The sequence below is a fragment of the Acidovorax sp. GW821-FHT09A11 genome (assembly GCF_059418365.1).
In genome coordinates, this window is record NZ_JBWKPS010000004.1 from 654,780 (window position 1) to 674,120 (window position 19,341).

13 protein-coding genes are annotated in these 19,341 nt (G+C 68.6%); 10 read left to right on the top strand and 3 right to left on the bottom strand.

The features are described 5' to 3' along the window. The first annotated feature begins 163 nt into the window (after nucleotides 1–163). Entirely contained in the window at nucleotides 164–1,423 is a 1,260-nt protein-coding gene (locus AC07PV_RS14130; protein WP_494630527.1) for a urate hydroxylase PuuD, read from the top strand. Between the two features lie 95 nt (nucleotides 1,424–1,518). On the opposite strand, the gene AC07PV_RS14135 is transcribed toward AC07PV_RS14130, so the two are convergent. After that, the gene (locus AC07PV_RS14135; RefSeq protein WP_369641743.1) at nucleotides 1,519–3,396 is read right to left on the bottom strand and encodes an EAL domain-containing protein; all 1,878 of its coding nucleotides are present in this window, start codon (nucleotides 3,394–3,396) and stop codon (nucleotides 1,519–1,521) included. Between the two features lie 230 nt (nucleotides 3,397–3,626). Here AC07PV_RS14135 and AC07PV_RS14140 point away from each other — a divergent pair, with 230 nt between their 5' ends. Further along, nucleotides 3,627–4,250, top strand: a complete 624-nt coding sequence (locus tag AC07PV_RS14140) for a Crp/Fnr family transcriptional regulator (RefSeq protein WP_218293617.1) — start codon at nucleotides 3,627–3,629, stop codon at nucleotides 4,248–4,250. Between the two features lie 332 nt (nucleotides 4,251–4,582). Further along, nucleotides 4,583–6,688: a diguanylate cyclase domain-containing protein gene (locus AC07PV_RS14145; RefSeq protein ID WP_492254755.1), complete on the top strand. Its 2,106-nt coding sequence runs from the start codon at nucleotides 4,583–4,585 to the stop codon at nucleotides 6,686–6,688. Nucleotides 6,689–6,799: 111 nt separating this feature from the next. On the opposite strand, the gene xdhB is transcribed toward AC07PV_RS14145, so the two are convergent. Both xdhB and xdhA read right to left on the bottom strand, forming a co-directional pair. Continuing rightward, nucleotides 6,800–9,229 (bottom strand): xanthine dehydrogenase molybdopterin binding subunit, encoded by a 2,430-nt coding sequence (gene xdhB / locus AC07PV_RS14150; RefSeq protein ID WP_369641745.1) that lies wholly within the window; start codon nucleotides 9,227–9,229, stop codon nucleotides 6,800–6,802. Beyond that, nucleotides 9,226–10,851, bottom strand: coding sequence for a xanthine dehydrogenase small subunit (gene xdhA, locus AC07PV_RS14155; RefSeq protein WP_494598296.1), 1,626 nt, complete (start codon nucleotides 10,849–10,851; stop codon nucleotides 9,226–9,228). Before xdhA ends, xdhB begins: the two co-directional genes overlap by 4 nt. A gap of 191 nt (nucleotides 10,852–11,042) precedes the next feature. Here xdhA and AC07PV_RS14160 point away from each other — a divergent pair, with 191 nt between their 5' ends. From AC07PV_RS14160 to AC07PV_RS14190, 7 genes are all read left to right on the top strand, one after another. After that, complete coding sequence (locus tag AC07PV_RS14160) at nucleotides 11,043–11,975, top strand: LysR family transcriptional regulator (RefSeq protein WP_492808749.1); 933 nt, start codon at nucleotides 11,043–11,045, stop codon at nucleotides 11,973–11,975. An 80-nt stretch (nucleotides 11,976–12,055) separates the two neighbouring features. Beyond that, nucleotides 12,056–13,657, top strand: coding sequence for an ABC transporter ATP-binding protein (locus tag AC07PV_RS14165; protein ID WP_494630529.1), 1,602 nt, complete (start codon nucleotides 12,056–12,058; stop codon nucleotides 13,655–13,657). After that, nucleotides 13,650–14,723, top strand: coding sequence for an ABC transporter permease (locus AC07PV_RS14170; protein ID WP_218293623.1), 1,074 nt, complete (start codon nucleotides 13,650–13,652; stop codon nucleotides 14,721–14,723). Before AC07PV_RS14165 ends, AC07PV_RS14170 begins: the two co-directional genes overlap by 8 nt. Continuing rightward, nucleotides 14,723–15,643, top strand: coding sequence for an ABC transporter permease (locus AC07PV_RS14175; protein WP_494630530.1), 921 nt, complete (start codon nucleotides 14,723–14,725; stop codon nucleotides 15,641–15,643). The genes AC07PV_RS14170 and AC07PV_RS14175 overlap by 1 nt, the downstream gene beginning before the upstream one ends. Nucleotides 15,644–15,757: 114 nt before the next feature. Further along, on the top strand, nucleotides 15,758–16,924 hold the full coding sequence (locus AC07PV_RS14180) for a BMP family ABC transporter substrate-binding protein (RefSeq protein WP_218293625.1): 1,167 nt from the start codon (nucleotides 15,758–15,760) through the stop codon (nucleotides 16,922–16,924). A 235-nt stretch (nucleotides 16,925–17,159) separates the two neighbouring features. Then, nucleotides 17,160–18,137: an aromatic ring-hydroxylating dioxygenase subunit alpha gene (locus AC07PV_RS14185; protein WP_494630531.1), complete on the top strand. Its 978-nt coding sequence runs from the start codon at nucleotides 17,160–17,162 to the stop codon at nucleotides 18,135–18,137. Then, complete coding sequence (locus AC07PV_RS14190; RefSeq protein ID WP_494630532.1) at nucleotides 18,137–19,189, top strand: adenosine deaminase; 1,053 nt, start codon at nucleotides 18,137–18,139, stop codon at nucleotides 19,187–19,189. Before AC07PV_RS14185 ends, AC07PV_RS14190 begins: the two co-directional genes overlap by 1 nt. The last annotated feature ends 152 nt before the right edge of the window (nucleotides 19,190–19,341 follow it).

A 19,341-nucleotide genomic window follows, 5' to 3' on the forward strand; every position in this document is an offset into this window, starting at 1 on the left:
TACACTTTTCACTGTCCTGATTCGGTATTTCATGGGTCGCAGCGGTGCCCCGGCAGAATCTCTGCCAAGGTGCGCGACCCCCTTCTTCTGCTCAGAGCGCCCGCAGTGGTGAGCAGGTTGCACAAAGGCGGCGCCTTCGCGCCGCCAAAGTTGAGAGACTTCCATGGAAAGCTACTTTCTCGACTGGGCCAACCTGCTGCTGCGCTGGGTCCACGTCATCACCGCCATCGCCTGGATCGGCTCCTCGTTCTATTTTGTCTTCCTGGACAGCAGCCTCACGCCGCCCGAGGACGAGGACCTGAAGAAGCAGGGCGTGAGCGGCGAGCTCTGGGCCGTGCATGGCGGCGGGTTCTACCACCCGGTCAAGTTCGCCGTGTCGCCCCCGAAGCTGCCCGGCCACCTGCACTGGTTCTTCTGGGAGAGCTACAGCACCTGGATCAGCGGGTTCGCGCTGTTCACGGTGTCGTATCTTTACAGCGCCAGCACCTACCTCATCGACAAGTCGCGCATGGACTGGGCCCCCGCCACGGCCATCGTGGTGGCGCTGGCGTTCTTCGTGGTGTTCTGGCTGCTGTACGACGCGATCTGCCGCCTCTTCGGGCAAAAGAAGAACGGCGACGCCATCGTGGGGGCGCTGGTGCTCGTGCTGGTGTGCATCGCCTCCTGGCTGGCCTGCCACTGGTTCGCGGGCCGCGCGGCCTTCCTGCTGGTGGGCGCGATGATCGCCACGGCCATGAGCGCCAACGTGTTCTTCTGGATCATCCCCGGCCAGCGCACGGTGATCGCGCAGATCAAGGCCGGCGAGCCCGTGGACCCCATCCACGGCAAGCGCGGCAAGCAGCGCAGCGTGCACAACACGTACTTCACGCTGCCCGTGCTGTTCGCCATGCTGAGCAACCACTACAGCTTCACCTGGAGCCACCCGCAGAACTGGCTGGTGCTCATCCTCATGATGTTCGCGGGCGCCGCCATCCGCCAGTTCTTCGTGATGCGCCACGGCCACAAGCTGGGCCGCAACGGCAACCCGCTGCCGTATGCGCTGGTGGGGGTGGTGGTCATCGTGGGCGTGATCGCCTGGATGCGCCCCGCGCCGGTGGCGGCCCCTGCCGCGCCGATGGCGGGCTATGCTACTGTTTCAGGAGCTGCTGGCGCAGGTGGGCAAAGCGCTGGAGCTCAAAATGACTATGCATCCCTGCAGCCCGTGCTGGCCCAGCGCTGCTACATGTGCCATGGCGAGCAGGTGCAGATGAAGAACCTGCGGCTGGATGCGCCCGACAGCGTCAAGCAGCATGCGCAGGCCGTCTACCAGCAGGTGGTGGTGCAAAAGCTCATGCCCATGAACAACGCCACGGGCATGACCGATGCCGAGCGGGCGCTGGTCAAGCGCTGGTTCGAGGCCGGAGCGGCGGTGGGCACTCCCTGAGCCGCTGCGCGCTTCACCCCGGGGGACGGCCACCCGGGGTCCGGCCGGACCCGTTCCATGCAGGCACCCGCCGGGGTGCGTGATTTTTGGGCGCCCTACGCCGCCAGCGCGTCTTGCAGCGCGCGGGTGGCGGCCAGTGCGCCCAGGCTCGATTCGGTGAAGCCGCCATGCAGAACCACCCCCGTGGCCGCCTGCTTGGCCTCGTGTTTGGCCACCGCGGCCAGATTGGCCACTTCCTCGGCATGGCGGAAGCGCCCGGGCGTGATGCGCACCGCGCCGATGGCCAGCGTGGTGCACGGAAAGAACCGCTGCACGCCGTGGCGGTCCTCGGCGTCGATGCCGCCGGCCTGCCGCGCAGCGTCGTCGAACAGCGTGAGCGCCTCGCGCGCGAATTCGTCCACGATGTTCTTGCAGCGCTGCAGCCAGTTGCTGCTCTGGAACACGAGCATGAAGTCGTCCCCGCCCACATGGCCCACGAAGTCGCGCCGCGCGTCGCAGTGCGCCGTGGCCAGGCGCGCCACCAGGCGGATCATCTGGTCGCCGCGCCAGTAGCCGTAGTGGTCGTTGAAGGGCTTGAAGTTGTTCAGGTCCGCATAGCAGGCGACGAACTCGGTGTGGTGGTCCAGCAGGCGCTGCATGTGCAGGCTGATGGGGATGTTGCCGGGCAGGAAGGTCAGCGGGTTGGCGTGCCGCGCCGCCTCGATGCGCGTCTCGGTCACGGCGCGCACCAGCTGGTCGCCCGTGCCCAGGCCCAGGTAGCGGCCGTTGTCGGTCACGATGTAGCCGTCGCTCAGGTAGCGCTGGTCCTGCGAGGTGAGGATGCCCACGAGCTGGTCCACGTCGCAGTCCAGTTCCACCACGCGCGGGGCCTGGTTGGCGAAGGCCAGGCACGGCTTGCGGCCATGCACTTCGCGGAAGTACAGCGTGGCGTAGTGGTTCATGAACTGCTGGCGGTTGATGAGCGCCACGGGGCGCGTGCCGTCCACCACGGCCAGCGCATGCAGGTCGGTGCGTTCGTGGAACATCGCCGCCACCGCGTCATTGCTGGTGGCGGGCGCGGCGGTGGGTGCCTGCACCACCAGCACGCTGCGCAGGATGCCCGGGCGCGCCGTCTGCCCCAGGTGGGGCAGCACGGCCACGCGGCGGTCCTGCATCACTTCCAGCGCGGGGCCGTCCACCGTCTCGCGGGGTGTGCGGGCCGGGCGGCCCAGCAGCCAGCCCTGGCCGTAGGGGATGTCCAGGTCGCGCAGCGCGCGCAGGTCGTCGCGTGTCTCGATGCCCTCGGCGATCAGCGTGGTGCCGAACACGTCGGCGATGCCCTTGATGGCCTGCAGCATCTGCAGGTTCTCGGGGTGGTCGCTGATCTCGCGGATGAAATACTTGTCGATCTTCACGAAGTCGGGCTTCACCTCGGACCACAGCCGCAGGCTGGAGCGGCCGTCGCCGAAGTCGTCCAGCGCCATGCGCGCGCCGCAGGCGTGCACGGCCTTGATGGCCTGGCGCAGCAGGGGCATGTCGGACACGCGCTCATGCTCGGTGATCTCCAGCACCAGCATGCGCGCGCTCGCGCCGAAGCTGCGCACCGTCTCGCCCAGTTTCTGGGCGCCGACCAGTGCCACGCCGTGCACCAGCGCGTCGGCGCTGATGTTCACGAACAGGCGGCCGGGGGCCTCCTGCGCACCCCATTGCTGGAGGGCGGTGAACACGCACAGCAGCTCGAAGTCCTGCAGGATGCGCTCGCGCCGGGCCATCTCCAGCAGTGCGTCGGGGGTGTGCCAGGGCGTGCCGCGAGGTCCCCGGATCAGGGCCTCATGGGCATAGATGCTGCCTTCGCGCAGGTCGGCCAGCGGCTGGAAAACGCAGTGCAGGCCCCCCTCGCGCATGAGCCCCGCCAGAGGGCCCGTGCCATGGCGCGCGGCCGGCGACAGCAGCGCCAGCATCGCCTCCAGCCGGCTCCAGGGAGTGTTCTGCATTGCGTGGGATGGGTGGTCTCTGGGCAAGGTGCCCACGATAGCGGTGGGCTGTGACAATGTGGTTACAAGCTGTCACGTTTCTGCCGGCCGCCGGCGCCGCGCCCCGGGGCCGGGTAGTGCGCCGCCGCCCGTGTGCTGGCGCAAGGCCCCCGCGCGGCGGGGCCGGCGGCGAGGTTCCGGTTTGATCTTGCTCAATGCTCGGCGGGCGCCGGCACGGCACAGTCCGTCCCATGCTGCCCTCTATCTATTTCTCCCTGCCCGCCGAAACCGAGGTCATTGCCGCCGGTGAAGTGCTGCGCAGGCGCAACGAGGTGCTGACGTCCGTGCTGCACCTGGAAAGCGGTCGCGTGCTGCGCGGCGTGCTGGACGATGGCTACCTGCGCCACCAGCTGGGAGCCGTGGACGGGCCGTTCTGGCTGGACGCCGCGTCGGCGCTGATGGGCCTGCCGTTGCCGGTGGACATGGTGGCCGACACGCGCCTGCAGGTGCGCCGCCTGCCCATCGATGAATTTCACCGCAGCCTGGCCGAAATGCCCGCGGGCGCGCGCGGCCTGCTGCTGGACATGGCGCAGGGCTACCGGCAGCAGTCCGAGCTGGCCGTGAGCCGCCTGGCGCAGGATGCCGAATCGCGCTGCGCGCAATGGCTGCTCAAGCATGCCGAGCAGGACCACAGCGGGGCGATGCAGGTCACGCTGCACCAGCGCAAGCGCCTGATCGCCGCGCAGCTGGGCATTGCGCCCGAGACCTTCTCGCGCGTGCTGCGCCACCTGCGCGAGCTGGGCCTGATCCACGGCACCGGCAACGTGCTGAACCTTCCCCATCCCCGCGCGCTGCAGTCCATGGCGGGTTGCTAGAAAACACGCCCTGAGTCGCTGCGCGCCTTGACCCTGCTCTCGCTGCGCGGGAGGAAGGCGCACCCGGTGGCCTGGCAAAGCCAGTTCCACGGGGGCACTCGCCCCGTCCGCGCCAGTTTCAGAGGCTGGCGCGCGGCGGAAGGGCCGCCGGTGCGGATGGTCCTTTGACCGCAGTGTGGCTCAGGGTTTGTCCTTGGGTTTCACTGAGGGTTCTACCCAAGCCCCGGGCTGCAGGGGCTGCGTATATTTGTTGGGACCTGTCCGGTTTGACCCGTTCCGATGCCCAACGCCAATTCCCGTGCTTGCCGGGGTGCTCCCAGAGCGGAGTGTCCATGAAGCCTCCCGCTCACCCCGCGCCGCCGCACGACGCGCCGGGCTGGTTTGTGCCTGGGACCCTGGTGCTTCGGCTCATGCTGGCGGCGGTGCTGGCGGTGGCCCTGTCGGGCACGGTGTCGGCATGGCTCGTCACGCGGGCGTCCGGGCAGGAGGCCGTGCGGCGCGTGGTGAGCCAGCAGACCGACGAGGTCGAGGTCGTGGCCCGCCTGCTGGCCAGCAAGATCGAACAAAGCCAGAAGGTGCTGCGCACCGTGGCCGCCGGCATCACGCCGGGCATGCTGGAATCCCCGTCCACCCTCGAATGGCTGCTGCAGCAGGGCCTGCCGGCCGTGCAGTTCTTCGATGCCATGCAGGTGGCCCGCGACAACGGCGAACTGCGGCTGAACCTGCGGGCGGGGCGCCTGGAAAAGGCGGCCGACCTGGACCCGGCCGAGCGCGACGCCCTGCGCCGCACGCTCATCGATGGCAAGCCGCTGGTGTCGGAGCTCATCGCGGGCCGCACCGGCGATGCGCGTGTGATGTTCACCATGCCGCTGCACCGCGAGGATGGCGCCGTGCTGGGCGTGGTGGCGGGTGCGCTGCGGCTGCAGTCCCAGGGGCTGCTGCCGCCGTCCATGGCGCTGCCCGCGCGCGATGACTCGCGGCTCATCGTCTTCACGCGCGACGGCACCATCCTGTCGCACTCGGACCCCGCCCGCATCCTAGGCAAGGTGCGCGACGAGGCGGGCCTCGCCCCCGTGTACGCCCGCTGGCTCGACCAGTCCCAGCCGGTGGTGGGGCGGGGCACGACCCACCTGGAGGCCCAGCACATCGTCAGCATGGCGGGCATGCCGCTGCCGCAGTGGATCGTGGCGCGCGTCAGCCCCTCGCAGGCGCTGCTGGCGCCGCTGGAGGGCGCGCAGCGCGAGGCCTGGTGGCTGGCCGCCGCCAGCATGGCGCTGTGCATGCTGCTCGTGGCCGTGCTCATGGCCTGGATGGCCCAGCCCCTGGCGCAGCTCACGCACAGCGCGCGCCAGATGCTGCGCCGGGGCGCGCGGGCCGGGGTCGTGCAGGACATTGCCTGGCCGCGCGCGGACGGCGAGGTGGGCGAACTCGTGCGCGTGTTCCAGGGCATGGTGCAGCAGGGCAGCCTGCAGCAGCAGCACAAGGCCACGCTGGACGGGCAATTCCAGGCCGTTCTGGACAGCGCATCCGTGGGCATCGTCATCTCGCGCCACGGCATCCTGGAGGTGGTGGGCCGCCAGGCCTGCGTGATGCTGGGCTACGCAGAAGGGGAGCTGCAGGGCCGACCCGCCCGCACCCTGTACGCCAATGATTCCGACTATGTGCGCATCGGCGAACGGGTGCAGGCCGAGTTTGCCGCGCACGGTGTCTTCGACGGCGATGTCTGCTTCATGCGCAAGGACGGCTCGCCCGTATGGGCCCGTGTGCAGGGCCGCGGCGTGCGGCCCGACGAGATGGGTGGCGGCACGGTCTGGATCCTGGAGGACATCACCGCCGCGCGCGAGGCGCAGATGCAGCATGCCTGGGAGCGCACGCACGATGCGCTCACCCAGCTCTACAACCGCAGCGCGTTCGACGAGCGCCTGGGCCTGCTGCTGGCCGAGCGCTCGGCGCGGCCGCGCGCGCCGGAGGGGGACGGCGGCGACACCGCCGGGGACGGCGTGGTGCTGTTCCTGGACCTGGACCACTTCACCGTGGTGAATGACATCGCCGGCCACGATGCGGGCGACGATGTGCTGCGCCATGTGGCCCGCCTGCTCGAATCCCAGGTGCGCCAGGTCGGCTGGGCCGCGCGGCTGGGCGGCGACGAGTTCGCGGTGGTGCTGCCCGGCTGCGCGCTGGCGCGCGGCCAGGCCGTGGCCGAGCAGCTGCGTGCCTCCGTGCAGGACTGGGAGCCTTCGTACCAGGGGCGCAGCTTCACGCTGGGGGTGAGCATCGGCCTCGTGGTGCTCGATGCCAGCCTGCAGGACGTGCCCTCGGTGCTGTATGCGGCGGACATGGCCTGCTATGACGCCAAGCGGGCGGGGCGCAACCGGGTGGAGACACGGCACGCGAACCAGGCGACCGCATCGGGGAGGATGGCGCTGGGGCCTGCATGAAAAGCCCCCTGAGCCGCCTGGCGTCTTCCCCCTGGGGACACCGCCAGCGGCCTGGCAAAGCCCGTTCCGCGGCGTCTGCCGGCCTGGGCCGGCCAGTGCCCGGGGGCTCACTCAGTCCGTCAGGCGTCCCAACGCCCGCAGCACATTCTCCGCGGTCGCCGGTGCCGTCAGCACCACGGGCCCCGTGGCTTCATCCCCACGCCCCGCCGCCACCGCATTGCGCAGCGCCTCGTACACGCTGATCGCCAGCATGAACGGCGGCTCGCCCACCGCCTTGCTGCCGCCCACGTTGTCCTCGCGGTTCGCCTCGGGCCACAGGTTCACGCGGAAGTGCGCGGGGATGTCCCCCGTCGCCGGGATCTTGTAGGTGCTCGGTGCGTGCGTGGCCAGGGTGCCCTTGTCGTTCCACACCAGCTGCTCGGTGGTGAGCCAGCCCATGCCCTGCACGAAGCCGCCCTCGATCTGGCCGATGTCGATGGCCGGGTTGATGCTGTGGCCCACGTCGTGCAGGATGTCCACCTTGAGCACGCGGCTTTCGCCGGTGAGCGTGTCGATGACCACCTCGGAGCACGCGGCCCCGTAGGCAAAGTAGTAGAACGGCCGGCCCGTGAGCGTGGCCTTGTCGTAGTGGATCTTGGGCGTGCGGTAGAAGCCGTCGCTCCACAGCTGGATGCGGTTGGCGTACGCCTCCTTCACCACGTCGTCGAACAGGCGTACCTTCTTGGGCGAGATCACCTGCCCGCCCTCGAAGCGGATGGCGCCGGCGCCGCAGCTGTCGAGCCCGCACACGAAGGAGGCGAGGTTGTCGCGCACGTTGCGCGCCGCGAACTGCGCCGCGCGGCCATTCAGGTCGGTGCCGCTGGACGCTGCCGTGGCGCTGGCGTTGGGCACCTTGCTGGTGTCGCTGGCGGTGACGAGCACCCGGGACAGCGGCACGCCCAGTTCGTCCGCCACGATCTGCGCCACCTTGGTGTGCAGGCCCTGGCCCATCTCGGTGCCGCCGTGGTTCACCTGCACGCTGCCGTCGGTGTACACATGCACCAGCGCGCCGGCCTGGTTGAACAGCGTGGCCGTGAAGCTGATGCCGAACTTGACCGGCGTGATCGCCAGGCCCCGCTTGAGCACGGGGCTGGTGGCGTTCCAGGCCGCGATGGCGTGCTGCCGCTCGCGGTAGCCGGCGTCGCGCTCCAGCTGCGGCATCAGTTCGTGCAGGATGTTGTCCTCCACCGTCATCTGGTAGTGGGTGACGTTGCGGCCCTCCCCGGCGTCCTTGCCGTACAGGTTGGCCAGGCGCACGTCCTGGGCATCCCGGCCCAGCGCGCGCGCGATGTCGCCCAGGATGGCCTCGATCACGATCACGCCCTGCGGCCCGCCAAAGCCGCGGAACGCGGTGTGGCTCTGGGTGTTGGTCTTGCAGCGGTAGGAGGCGATCTCCACGTCGCTCAGGAAATAGGCGTTGTCGCTGTGGAACACGGCGCGGTCCGCCACTGGCCCCGACAGGTCGGCGCTGAAACCGCAGTTGGCCGCCATGTGCAGCGCGAGGCCGGTGATGCGGCCCGCGCCGTCAAAGCCCACGTCGTACTGGTACGCGAACGGGTGGCGCTTGCCGGTGACCATGAAGTCTTCATCGCGGTCGAGCCGCAGCTTGACGGGGCGCCCGAACTTGCTGGCCGCCACCGCCGCCCACACGGCCAGGTGGCCGGCCTGGGTCTCCTTGCCGCCGAAGCCGCCGCCCATGCGCCGGCACTCCACGCGCACCGCGTGGTTGTCCAGCCCCAGGGCGTGGGCCACCCAGTGCTGCACTTCGCCCGGGTGCTGGGTGCTGGAATAGATCCACCACTGCCTTTGCTCCAGCGGCAGCGCGTAGGCAATCTGGCCTTCGAGGTAGAAGTGTTCCTGCCCGCCCACCTCGAAGGCGCCCTGCAGCCGGTGCGCCGACCGCGCGAGGCCGGCCTGTGCATCGCCCCGGCGCACGAACACGGGCGGCAGCACATAGCTTTCGGCCCGCAGCGCTTCCTTCACCGTGAGGATGGCGGGCAGCGGCGTGATGTCCAGCTTCACGGCGCGCACGGCGCGGCGCGCCTGCATCACCGAGTCGGCCACCACCAGGCCGATCACCTGGCCGACGTGCTGCACGGTGTCGATGGCGAACACGGGCTCGTCGTGCGCGAAGGCAGCCAGCAGCTTGTCGCCTGGCACGTCGGACGACAGCACCACGCCGCGCACGCCGGGCAGGGCCAGGGCGGCGCTGGCATCCACGCTGTTCAAGGTGCCGTGCGCCACGGTGGAGAGGATGGGCGCCGCATAGAGCGTGCCCTTCACCTCGGGCAGGTCGTCGATGTAGTGGGCCGCGCCCGCCACCTGGGCGCGCGCGCTTTCGTGGATGTGCGACTGGCCCATGGCGCGGGTGCTGGCGGGCGCGCTGGCCTGCGGCGGGGCCAGGGGTTCGGCGGCGTGGGCGTCGGCGCTGGCGACCACGGGGTCGTCCACGGCATCGCGGCTCACGGGCAGGCCGCCGGGCAAGGTGTCGCGCTGGTTCATACGGCTTCCTCCAGGCGGAAGTTCTCCACGCTCACCGCCTCTTCGCCCTGGCTCTCCAGCCAGAAGCGCTGCAACAGGCTGGCCAGCACCGTGCGGCGGTAGGCACCGCTGGCGCGCATGTCCGAGATGGGATTGAACTCGCCCTGCAGCGCTTGCGCGGCGCGGGCGATGGTGTCGGCGTTCCACGGCTGGCCGGCCAGCGCCGCCTCGGTCTGGCGCGCGCGGGCCGGGGTGGCGGCCACGCCGCCCGCGCCGATGCTGGCGCGGCGCACCACGTCGGCTTCGATGTCCAGGTTGATGACCAGGCACACGGCGGAAATGTCATCGTCAAACCGCTTGGAAATCTTGTAGGCCCTGAGCACTTCCGTGACCCCCGGCCTGGGCACCACGATGCGCACCAGCAGCTCGTCGGGCGCCATCACGTTCTGCCGGTAGCCGGTGTACAGGTCTTCCAGCGCCAGGGTGCGTTCTCCCCGCACGCTGGCCAGTACCACCTGGGCGCGCAGCGCGATCAGGAGCGGCATGGAGTCGCCAATGGGCGAGCCGTTGGCCACGTTGCCCCCCAGCGTGCCCGAATTGCGCACGGGCAGGCCCGCGAAGCGCGTGGCAAAGGTGTGCAGCTGCGGCCACTGCGCGGTCAGTGCGGCAAACGCGTCGGTCAGGGTGACGGCGGCCCCGAGCGTGATGTGGTGCGCGTCCTGCTGAACCTGCCGCAGTTCGGCCACGCGGGTCACGTCCAGGATGCTTTCGTATTGCTTGTGCTGCTTGGTCACCCACAGGCCCACGTCGGTGCAGCCTGCCACCACCTGCGCCGCGGGGTGTGCCGCCCGCGCGGCCAGCAGATCAGGCAGTGTGGTGGGTGAAATATAAGAAGAATTGGCCTCTGGCGCTGGATGGGTAAGCGCGAGTAGCTCCAGCTTTTGTAGCAAAAGAGGTTCATTTACCACCATTGCGGGCAGGGCGGCCATGTGCTGCGCGGCGTCCAGGATGGGGCGGTAGCCCGTGCAGCGGCACAGGTTGCCGGAGAGTTCTTCCTGCGCCAGTTCGCGGGTGATGGGTTGGCCGTGGTGGACGTGGTCGAGCGCCGACGGGCCGCCCCTAGGCGCGAGGGCCCCGGGCGCGCGGGAATCCGGGGGCCCTTCCCCGGATGGGGGCCGCGAACCACACGCAGTGGGGAGCGTGGGGGCGATGTGTTTCTGGTACATCCCAAAGAGACTCATCACAAAACCGGGGGTGCAAAACCCGCATTGAGAACCGTGGCACTGAACCATCGCCTCTTGTGCGGGATGCAGTGTGATGGGTGGACGAGGAGCCGGGGCGGCATCGCCCACGGGCTGGATCAACGGGTCTTCCGCCAGGTCCTCCACCGTCCACAGCGCCATGCCGTGGACCGAATGCGCCAGCCGGATGCAGCTGTTCACCGCGCTGTAGTGCACCTTGCCGTCCCGTGCCTCGCCCAGCACCACGGTGCAGGCGCCGCAGTCGCCTTCGCCGCAGCCCTCCTTGGTGCCGGTGTTGCCCAGGTCTTCGCGCAGCACCTCCAGCAGCGTGCGATCGGGTGGTACATTGCCCAGCGCCACGGGCTGGCCGCGGCGCAGGAATTGCAAGGGTTGGGTGGTCATGACGGATGCCGCTTCTTCGATTGCTGTCAATTCATGAGGACCTGCGCACATCGGGATGCGACGTCCGCATTGCCTTGGAGCGATGCGGTTTGCCTGAGCCCTGTTTTGCGCAAGTCGTGTTCATCAGAGGGTAGGGCGCCCAATGGCCGCCAGCATAAGTACAAGCTTATGACATCAATGCACGCACTGCTATGAGAGACCACGCCCTTTTCGACAAGATAGACCTCCATCTCATAAGGGTCTTGCACACCGTGCTCACAGAACGCAGCGTATCGAGGGCCGCCGTCCGCCTGGGCATGCACCAGCCGGCGGTGTCGGCCGCGCTCAAGCGCCTGCGCGACCTGGCGGGGGACCCGCTGCTGGTGCGCTCGGGCGCCAGCATGATGCCCACCGACGCCGCGCTGCGCATGGTGGAGCCCGCGGGCGCCATCCTGCGCTCGGCCGAGGCGCTGTTCTCGGATGCGCGCGGGTTTGATCCGCGCACCGCCACCCGCACCTTCCGCGTGGCGGCCAGCGACTACCTCGATCCGCTCTTCCTGCCCCAGCTGGTGTCCCGCATCAAGGTGGAGGCCCCGCTGTGTCCCATCGAGATCCTGCCCCTCTCGGCCGACGCGCACTACCATGCGCACCTGGCGCAGGGCGAGGTGGACGTGGTGATCGGCAACTGGCCGCAGCCGCCGGACGACCTGCACATGGGCCGCCTGTTCGGCGACGAGGTCGTCTGCCTGGTGGGCAGGGACCACCCCGCCGTGCGGCGCGGCTGGGACGTGGAAAGCTGGCTGGCGGCCGAACACATCGCGCCCACGCCCACCCACCCCGGCGCGCGCGGCGTGATCGACGCCCACCTGGACAACCTGGGCATGCAGCGCCACATCACGGCGCGCTGCGCGCATTTCAGCCTCATCCCCAGCATCGTGGCCTCGAGTCTGCTGGTGCTGACCACGGGCCGCCAGTATTGCGAGCGTTATGTGGAGCAGCTGCCGCTGGCCATCCTGCCGTGCCCGGTGCCTTTTCCGCGCCTCATGTACTACCAGCTGTGGCATGCGCGCACGCACCACTCCGCCGCTGCCGCGTGGTTGCGCGAATGTGTGAAAACCGTGGCCTCTTCGCTACGAAAAGAATAGCTGCTTGGGCATGCTGAACAAGCGCAAGAAGGTGTTTCCATTCTTATAACAAGTTGTAAAACTGAGAGACAATCCACCGCATGAGTTCACCTCCTACTCCTCCCGCCCCGGGCGCGCCGCCGCCGCCCCGGCTGCAGCTCATGGGCATCACCAAGCGCTATCCGGCCGTGGTGGCCAACAGCGGCGTGTCGCTCACGGTGCTGCCCGGCGAGATCCATGCGGTGCTGGGCGAAAACGGCGCGGGCAAGTCCACGCTGATGAAGATCATCTACGGATCGGTCAAGCCCGACGAAGGCAGCGTGTTCTTCAACGGCCAGGCCGTGCAGGTGCGCAACCCGCAAGAGGCGCGGGCGCTGGGCATCGCCATGGTGTTCCAGCACTTCAGCCTGTTCGACACCCTCACGGTGGCCGAGAACGTGTGGCTGGGCCTGGACAAGAGCCTGCAGCTGGCCGAGGTGACGCAGCGCATCACCGCCAAGGCGGCCGAATATGGCCTGGACATCGACCCGCTGCGCCCCGTGCACACGCTGAGCGTGGGCGAGATGCAGCGCGTGGAAATCATCCGCGCGCTGCTCACCAACCCCAAGGTGCTGATCCTGGACGAGCCCACCTCGGTGCTCACGCCCCAGGCGGTGGAAAAACTCTTCGTGGTGCTGCGCAAGCTGGCCAGCGAGGGCTGCAGCATCCTCTACATCAGCCACAAGCTGCACGAGATCCGCGCGCTGTGCACCGCGTGCACCGTGCTGCGCGGCGGCAAGGTGACGGGTGTGTGCAACCCGGCGGAAGAATCGAATGCGTCTTTGTCGCGCCTGATGATCGGCGCCGAGCCGCCCGCGCTGGAGCACCGTGCCGTACAGACTGGCGTCACGGTGCTGCGTGTGCAGGGCCTGTCGCTGCCGCGTGCCGACCAGTTCGGGGTGGATTTGATCGACCTGCAGTTCGAGGTGAAGGCGGGCGAGGTGGTGGGCATTGCCGGTGTGTCGGGCAACGGGCAAAAGGAACTGCTCTACGCGCTGTCGGGCGAAGACCAGCGGGCTGATGCGGCCTGCATCCAGGTCTCCGGCCAGAACGCGGGTCGCATGGGCCCCGGCCAGCGCCGCGCGCTGGGCTTGCACTTCGTGCCCGAAGAGCGTTTGGGCCGGGGCGCCGTGCCCACCATGGGGCTGGCGCACAACCTGCTGCTCACCCGCACCAATTCGGTCGGCGGCAGTGGCTGGATCAAGGTGGGCGCGCTGCAAAAACATGCCGAGGACATCATCCGGCGCTTCAATGTGAAGGCGGGTGGACCCAACGCAGCGGCCAGGTCGCTGTCGGGTGGCAACCTGCAGAAGTTCATCGTGGGGCGCGAGATTGACGCCAACCCCAAGCTGCTCATCGTCTCGCAGCCCACCTGGGGCGTGGATGTGGGCGCCGCCGCACAGATCCGGGGCTCCATCCTGGCGCTGCGCGATGCAGGCTGCGCCGTGCTGGTGGTGAGCGAGGAGCTGGACGAATTGTTTGAAATCTGCGACCGGCTGCACGTGGTGGCCAAGGGGCATCTGTCGCCTTCGGTGCCGCGTGCCGAGGCCACGGTGGGCCTCATCGGCGAATGGATGAGCGGCCTGTGGCATGCCGACGTGCAGGCGCACCTGGCGCAGCAGCACCAGCAGCAGGCGCGGGCCGGGGAGGTGCAGCATGCTTAAGCTGGAACCGCGTCCCCAGGCGTCGAAGCTCTGGACCTATGGCTCGCCGCTGCTGGCGCTGGCCATCACGGTGCTGATCGGCGTCGCGCTGTTCGTGGCGCTGGGCAAGGACCCCGTGCGCGGGCTGCAGGTGTTCTTCTGGGAACCCGTCAAGTCGCAGTACGCCATCGGCGAACTCATGGTCAAGGCCACGCCGCTGCTGCTCATCGCGCTCGGCCTGGCCGTGTGTTTCCGCTCCAACGTGTGGAACATCGGTGCCGAAGGGCAGTTCGTCATCGGCGCCGTGGTGGCGGGTGGCGTGGCGCTGCTGGCCGACAAGACCACCGGCCCGTGGATCGTGCCCGCCATCCTGCTCGCCGGTGTGCTGGGCGGCATGGCCTGGGCGGGGCTCACGGCGCTGCTGCGTGACAAGTTCAACGCCAATGAAATCCTGGTCAGCCTGATGCTGGTCTATGTGGCCACGCTGGTGCTGGGCTACCTGGTCTACGGCCCGTGGAAGGACCCCATGGGCTACAACTTTCCGCAGACCAAGACCTTCGAGAAAGTGACGCAGATCCCGCGCCTGATGCAGGGTTCGCGGGTGTCCATCGGCCTCTTGCTGGCGCTGGCCGGGGCGGCGGCGCTGTGGGTGTTCCTGTTCCGCACGCGGGCCGGTTTCGCGCAGCAGGTCGGCGGACTGGCCCCGGCGGCGGCGCGGTACGCCGGGTTCTCCTCGCGCAAGGCGCTGTGGACGGCGTTGCTGATCTCGGGCGGCGCGGCAGGCCTGGCGGGAGCGCTGGAAGTGGCGGGGCCGATTGGCCAGCTCACGCCCTACGTGCCGGCGGGCTACGGCTTCGCGGCCATCATCGTCGCCTTCGTGGGGCGCCTGCACCCCGTGGGCATGATCCTCTCGGCCATCCTCATGAGCATGTTCTATATCGGTGGCGAGCTGGCGCAGTCGCGCATGGGGCTGCCCAAATCGCTCACGGGCGTGTTCCAGGGCCTGCTGCTGTTCACGCTGCTGGCGTGCGACACGTTGATTGCCTACCGCGTGCGCTGGGTCGGCACCAGGAAAGGAGGTGTCTGATGGAGTCCTATGCACTGCTCATCGGCGCCACGCTCAGCGCGGGCACCGTTCTGGCCATTGCGGCCCTGGGCCTGCTCATCAACGAAAAGGCCGGCATCGTCAATCTTGGGGCGGAAGGCATGATGCTGTGCGCCGCCATCGCGGGCTTCGCCACCGTGGTGCACACGGGCAACACCTGGCTCGGGTTTGCGGCGGGCATGGCCGCCGGCGCCGTGCTGGCCGCCATCTTCGGCGTGCTGGTGATCTGGCTCAACACCAACCAGTACGCCACCGGGCTGGCGCTCAGCCTGTTCGGCGTGGGGTTCTCGGCGTTCGCCGGCATCAGCTACGTGCAGGCCAAGCTGCCCGAGCTGCCCAAGTACGCGGTTCCGGTGCTGGGCGACGTGCCGCTGCTCGGGCCCGCGCTGTTCCAGCAGCATCCGCTGGTGTACCTCACCATGCTGCTGGTCGCGGGGCTGATCTGGTTCCTGTACCGCTCGCGCGCCGGGCTCGTGCTGCGCTCGGTCGGCGAGTCGCCCGAGTCGGCCCACGCGCTGGGCTATCCGGTGCGGCGCATTCGCCTCGCGGCGGTGGTGGCGGGCGGGGCGCTGTGCGGGCTGGCGGGCACTTACATCTCGACGGTGTATACACCCCTGTGGGTAGAGGGCATGGTCGCCGGCCGGGGCTGGATCGCCCTGGCCCTCACCACGTTCGCGACATGGCGCCCGGCACGGGTGTTGCTTGGTGCCTATTTGTTCGGCGGCGTGACCATGTTGCAGTTCCACCTGCAGGCCACGGGGGTGCAGGTGGCCAGCCAGTTGCTGAGCATGCTGCCGTATGTGGCCACCATCGTCGTGCTGGCGCTGATTTCGCGCAATCCGGCGTGGATCCGCATCAACATGCCTGCGTCGCTGGGCAAGCCGTTCTATCCCGGCTCCTGAAATGGGCGGGCCGGTGCGTCAAAAACTGGTTACCCCACGGTAGATCGCCCCATAATTGCTGCTTTCGTCCCCAACCTTTGCAAGTCTCACTCTTCATTCAACAAGGAAACCGACATGACTGATCTGCAGAAACGCTCCATGCTCAAGGTGGCAGCGCTCTCCGCCGTTGCCGCCGCCGCGCTCGTGGGCTGTGGCAAGAAGGAAGAACCGGCACCGGCCCCCGCGCCCGCACCGGCCCCTGCGGCAGAAGCGCCGGCACCCAAGCCCGAGCCTCTGAAGATCGCGTTCGCCTATGTCGGCCCGGTGGGTGACGGCGGCTGGTCGTTCGCGCACGACAACGGCCGCAAGGCCATCGAGAAGGAATTCGGCGACAAGGTGGTCACGAGCTTCGTGGAAAGCGTGCCCGAGTCGGCCGACGCCGAACGCGTGCTGCGCGACCTGGCCGGCCAGGGCAACAAGCTGATCTTTGGCACCACCTTCGGCTACATGGAGTCGATGCTCAAGGTGGCCGAGGACAACAAGGGCATCAAGTTCGAGCATGCCACCGGCTACAAGACGGCCGAGAACATGCGCACCTACGACAGCCGCACCTACGAAGGCGCGTACATGGCGGGCGTGATCGCCGGCGCCATGACCAAGACCAACACGCTGGGCGTGGTGGGCTCGGTGCCGATTCCTGAAGTGATCCGCAACATCAACAGCTTCACGCTGGGTGCGCAGTCGGTCAACCCCAAGATCAAGACCAAGGTGGTCTGGGTGAATGAATGGTTCAGCCCGCCCAAGGAAACCGAAGCCGCCACGTCGCTCATCAACGGCGGCGCCGACGTGCTGTTCCAGAACACCGATTCGCCCGCCGTGCTCAAGACGGCGCAAGAAAAGGGCAAGCGCGCCTTCGGCTGGGATTCCGACATGACCGCCTACGGCCCCAAGGCCCACTTGGCATCGGCCGTGATCAACTGGGGCCCGTACTACATCAAGGCCACCAAGGACGCGCTGGAAGGCCAGTGGGCCACGGGCCAGAGCTGGTGGGGCGTGAAGGAAGGCGCGATCGACATCGTCTCCATCGCCGAAGACGTGCCTGCCGACACCAAGGCCAAGGTCGAAGCCGTGAAGAAGGGCCTGGCCGATGGTTCGTTCCAGATCTGGAAGGGCCCGATCGTGGGCCAGGACGGCAAGGAAGTGCTCGCCAAGGATGCGGTGGCCGACGACAAGTTCCTCGGCGGTGTCAACTTCTACGTCAAGGGCGTGGAAGGCAAGATCCCCGGCGGCGACAAGAAGTAAGAAGCCGCACGGGCTTCCCGGCGCTGGCGCCGGGAGCGCTCCCCTGAAAAAGGCCGCCCCCGGGCGGCCTTTTTGCTGGGCGTACCCCACGCCCCCGCGCGACCGGCACGCCGTGCTGCCGGCGCTGGGCATGCGGCGTGCGGCAGCGCTTGCGTATATGCTCGACCAGCGCCCTCGCACAAGAGAGGAGGGGGCGCTGCCACAACGACACGCACCACGAGATTCCCTGCCCACCATGATCGAAGCCACCCTCTGGCATCCTGTCGCGCCCTCGGAGGATGTCGTGCAGGCCCCGCTGGCCGCGCGCCTGCTGGAGCGCGACATCGTGCTCTGGCGCGATGGCGAGGGCCATACGCGGGCCTTCGCGGACCAGTGCCCGCACCGGGGTGCGCGCCTGTCGCTCGGCCGCGTGCACGAGGGCCGGCTTGAATGTCCCTACCACGGCTGGCAGTTCGCCGCGAACGGCCAGTGTGTGCACGTGCCCGCGCTGCCGCATTTCACCCCGCCCGCCACGCACTGCGCCCACCGCCATGCCGTGCACGAGGCCCACGGCCTGGTGTGGGTGCGGCTCGAGGCCGGCGATGCCGCGCCGCCCGCCTTTGCCGCCGAGGACGATGCGCGCCTGCGCAAGCTCAACTGCGGCCCCTATGACGTGGCGGCGAGCGCGCCGCGCATCATCGAGAACTTCCTGGACATGTCGCACTTCGGCTTCGTGCACGAAGGCTGGCTGGGCACGCGCGAGGCCACGGCCATCGACGACTACCGCGTGGAGTCCCTGCCCACGGGCCTGCGCGCCATGGGCTGCAAGGCCTGGCAGCCCCAGTCCAACCTGCATTCGACCGCCCCGGCCCAGGTGGAGTACACCTATGAAGTCACGGCCCCCTATGCCGCGGTGCTGACCAAGGTGCCCGAGGCCGGCACCACCGCGGTACGGGATTGGCGCGAGGCGATCGCGCTGTTCATCTGCCCCGTGACGCCCGTGCGCAGCCGCGTCTGGTTCCGCTTGGCGGTGGCGGATTTCGAGTCGCCGGCGGAAAAGCTGCAGGCGTTCCAGCACACCATCTTCATGCAGGACCAGCCCGTGCTGGAGTCGCAGGTGCCCCGGTGCCTGCCGCTGGACCTGCGGGCGGAGTTGCATACCGCCGCCGACAAGGCATCATCCTTCTACCGCCGCTTTCTGCGCCACAGCGGCATCACCTTTGGAGTCTGCTGATGTTTAAAGTGCCTCCCATCTCCACCGAACGCCTGCCCGAACTGCTGCGCGCCATGCCCAAGGCCGAGCTGCACATCCACATCGAGGGTTCGCTGGAGCCCGAACTCATCTTCGCGCTGGCGCAGCGCAACGAGCTGGCATTGCCCTATGACAGCGTGGACGCGCTGCGCAGCGCCTACGCGTTCACCAACCTGCAGAGCTTTCTGGACATCTACTACGCGGGCGCCAGCGTGCTGCTGCACGAGCAGGACTTCTACGACATGGCGCGCGCCTACCTGGGGCGCGCGGCGCGCGACAACGTGCTACACGCCGAGATCTTCTTCGATCCCCAGACCCACACCGCGCGCGGCGTGGCCATGGAGACGGTCATCAACGGCCTGCACCGCGCCTGCCAGGACGCGCGCACCGAACTGGGCATCAGCGCGACCCTGATCCTGTGTTTCCTGCGCCACCTGAGCGAGGAGTCCGCGTTTGAAACGCTGGAACAGGCCATGCCGCTCATCGACAAGATCGTGGGCGTGGGGCTGGACTCTAGCGAGGTGGGCCACCCGCCCGAGAAGTTCGCGCGCGTGTTCGCACGCTGCCGTGAACTGGGCCTGCACCTGGTGGCGCATGCGGGCGAGGAGGGGCCTCCCGCCTACATCTGGAGCGCGCTGGAGGTGCTCAAGGTCGAGCGTATCGACCACGGCGTGCAGGCCGTGCACGATGCCGCGCTGATGCGGCGCCTGGCGCAGGACCGCATCGCCCTCACGGTGTGCCCGCTGTCCAACCAGAAGCTGTGCGTGTTCCCCAACCTCGCCGACCACAACCTGGGCCAGCTGCTGGACGCCGGCCTTGCGGCCACGGTCAATTCGGACGACCCGGCTTACTTTGGCGGCTACATCAATGAGAACTTCACGCAGGTGTTCGCGGCCGCGGGCCTGACAGCCCGCCATGCCTACCAGCTGGCGTTCAACAGCTTCGAAGCGAGTTTTGCCGGCAACGCCGACAAGCGCGTGTGGGAACACAAGCTCAAGGAAGCCTTCGAGCGGTGCTTGGAGCACGACTACTGAACGCAGGCGCACGCTCCCCGAGCGGCAGGCGGAAGCTGGCCATGCCGGCCCTTCGCGGGAGCAGCCGTTTTTGAGGGGATTTCGCTGCGCGGGGGCGCCGCGTGCGCCGGACCGTCGCACACGTTGCGGGTGAAATCCGGGTAAACCCTAGA

What these genes read in the sequence shown, in the direction of transcription:
- AC07PV_RS14160 (WP_492808749.1), top strand. Translation starts at nt 11,043, where the DNA reads ATGAGAGACCACGCCCTTTTCGACAAGATAGACCTCCATCTCATAAGG.
- xdhA (WP_494598296.1), bottom strand. Translation starts at nt 10,851, where the DNA reads ATGACCACCCAACCCTTGCAATTCCTGCGCCGCGGCCAGCCCGTGGCG.
- AC07PV_RS14175 (WP_494630530.1), top strand. Translation starts at nt 14,723, where the DNA reads ATGGAGTCCTATGCACTGCTCATCGGCGCCACGCTCAGCGCGGGCACC.
- AC07PV_RS14130 (WP_494630527.1), top strand. Translation starts at nt 164, where the DNA reads ATGGAAAGCTACTTTCTCGACTGGGCCAACCTGCTGCTGCGCTGGGTC.
- AC07PV_RS14180 (WP_218293625.1), top strand. Translation starts at nt 15,758, where the DNA reads ATGACTGATCTGCAGAAACGCTCCATGCTCAAGGTGGCAGCGCTCTCC.
- AC07PV_RS14170 (WP_218293623.1), top strand. Translation starts at nt 13,650, where the DNA reads ATGCTTAAGCTGGAACCGCGTCCCCAGGCGTCGAAGCTCTGGACCTAT.
- AC07PV_RS14135 (WP_369641743.1), bottom strand. Translation starts at nt 3,396, where the DNA reads ATGCAGAACACTCCCTGGAGCCGGCTGGAGGCGATGCTGGCGCTGCTG.
- xdhB (WP_369641745.1), bottom strand. Translation starts at nt 9,229, where the DNA reads ATGAACCAGCGCGACACCTTGCCCGGCGGCCTGCCCGTGAGCCGCGAT.
- AC07PV_RS14185 (WP_494630531.1), top strand. Translation starts at nt 17,160, where the DNA reads ATGATCGAAGCCACCCTCTGGCATCCTGTCGCGCCCTCGGAGGATGTC.
- AC07PV_RS14145 (WP_492254755.1), top strand. Translation starts at nt 4,583, where the DNA reads ATGAAGCCTCCCGCTCACCCCGCGCCGCCGCACGACGCGCCGGGCTGG.
- AC07PV_RS14165 (WP_494630529.1), top strand. Translation starts at nt 12,056, where the DNA reads ATGAGTTCACCTCCTACTCCTCCCGCCCCGGGCGCGCCGCCGCCGCCC.
- AC07PV_RS14140 (WP_218293617.1), top strand. Translation starts at nt 3,627, where the DNA reads ATGCTGCCCTCTATCTATTTCTCCCTGCCCGCCGAAACCGAGGTCATT.
- AC07PV_RS14190 (WP_494630532.1), top strand. Translation starts at nt 18,137, where the DNA reads ATGTTTAAAGTGCCTCCCATCTCCACCGAACGCCTGCCCGAACTGCTG.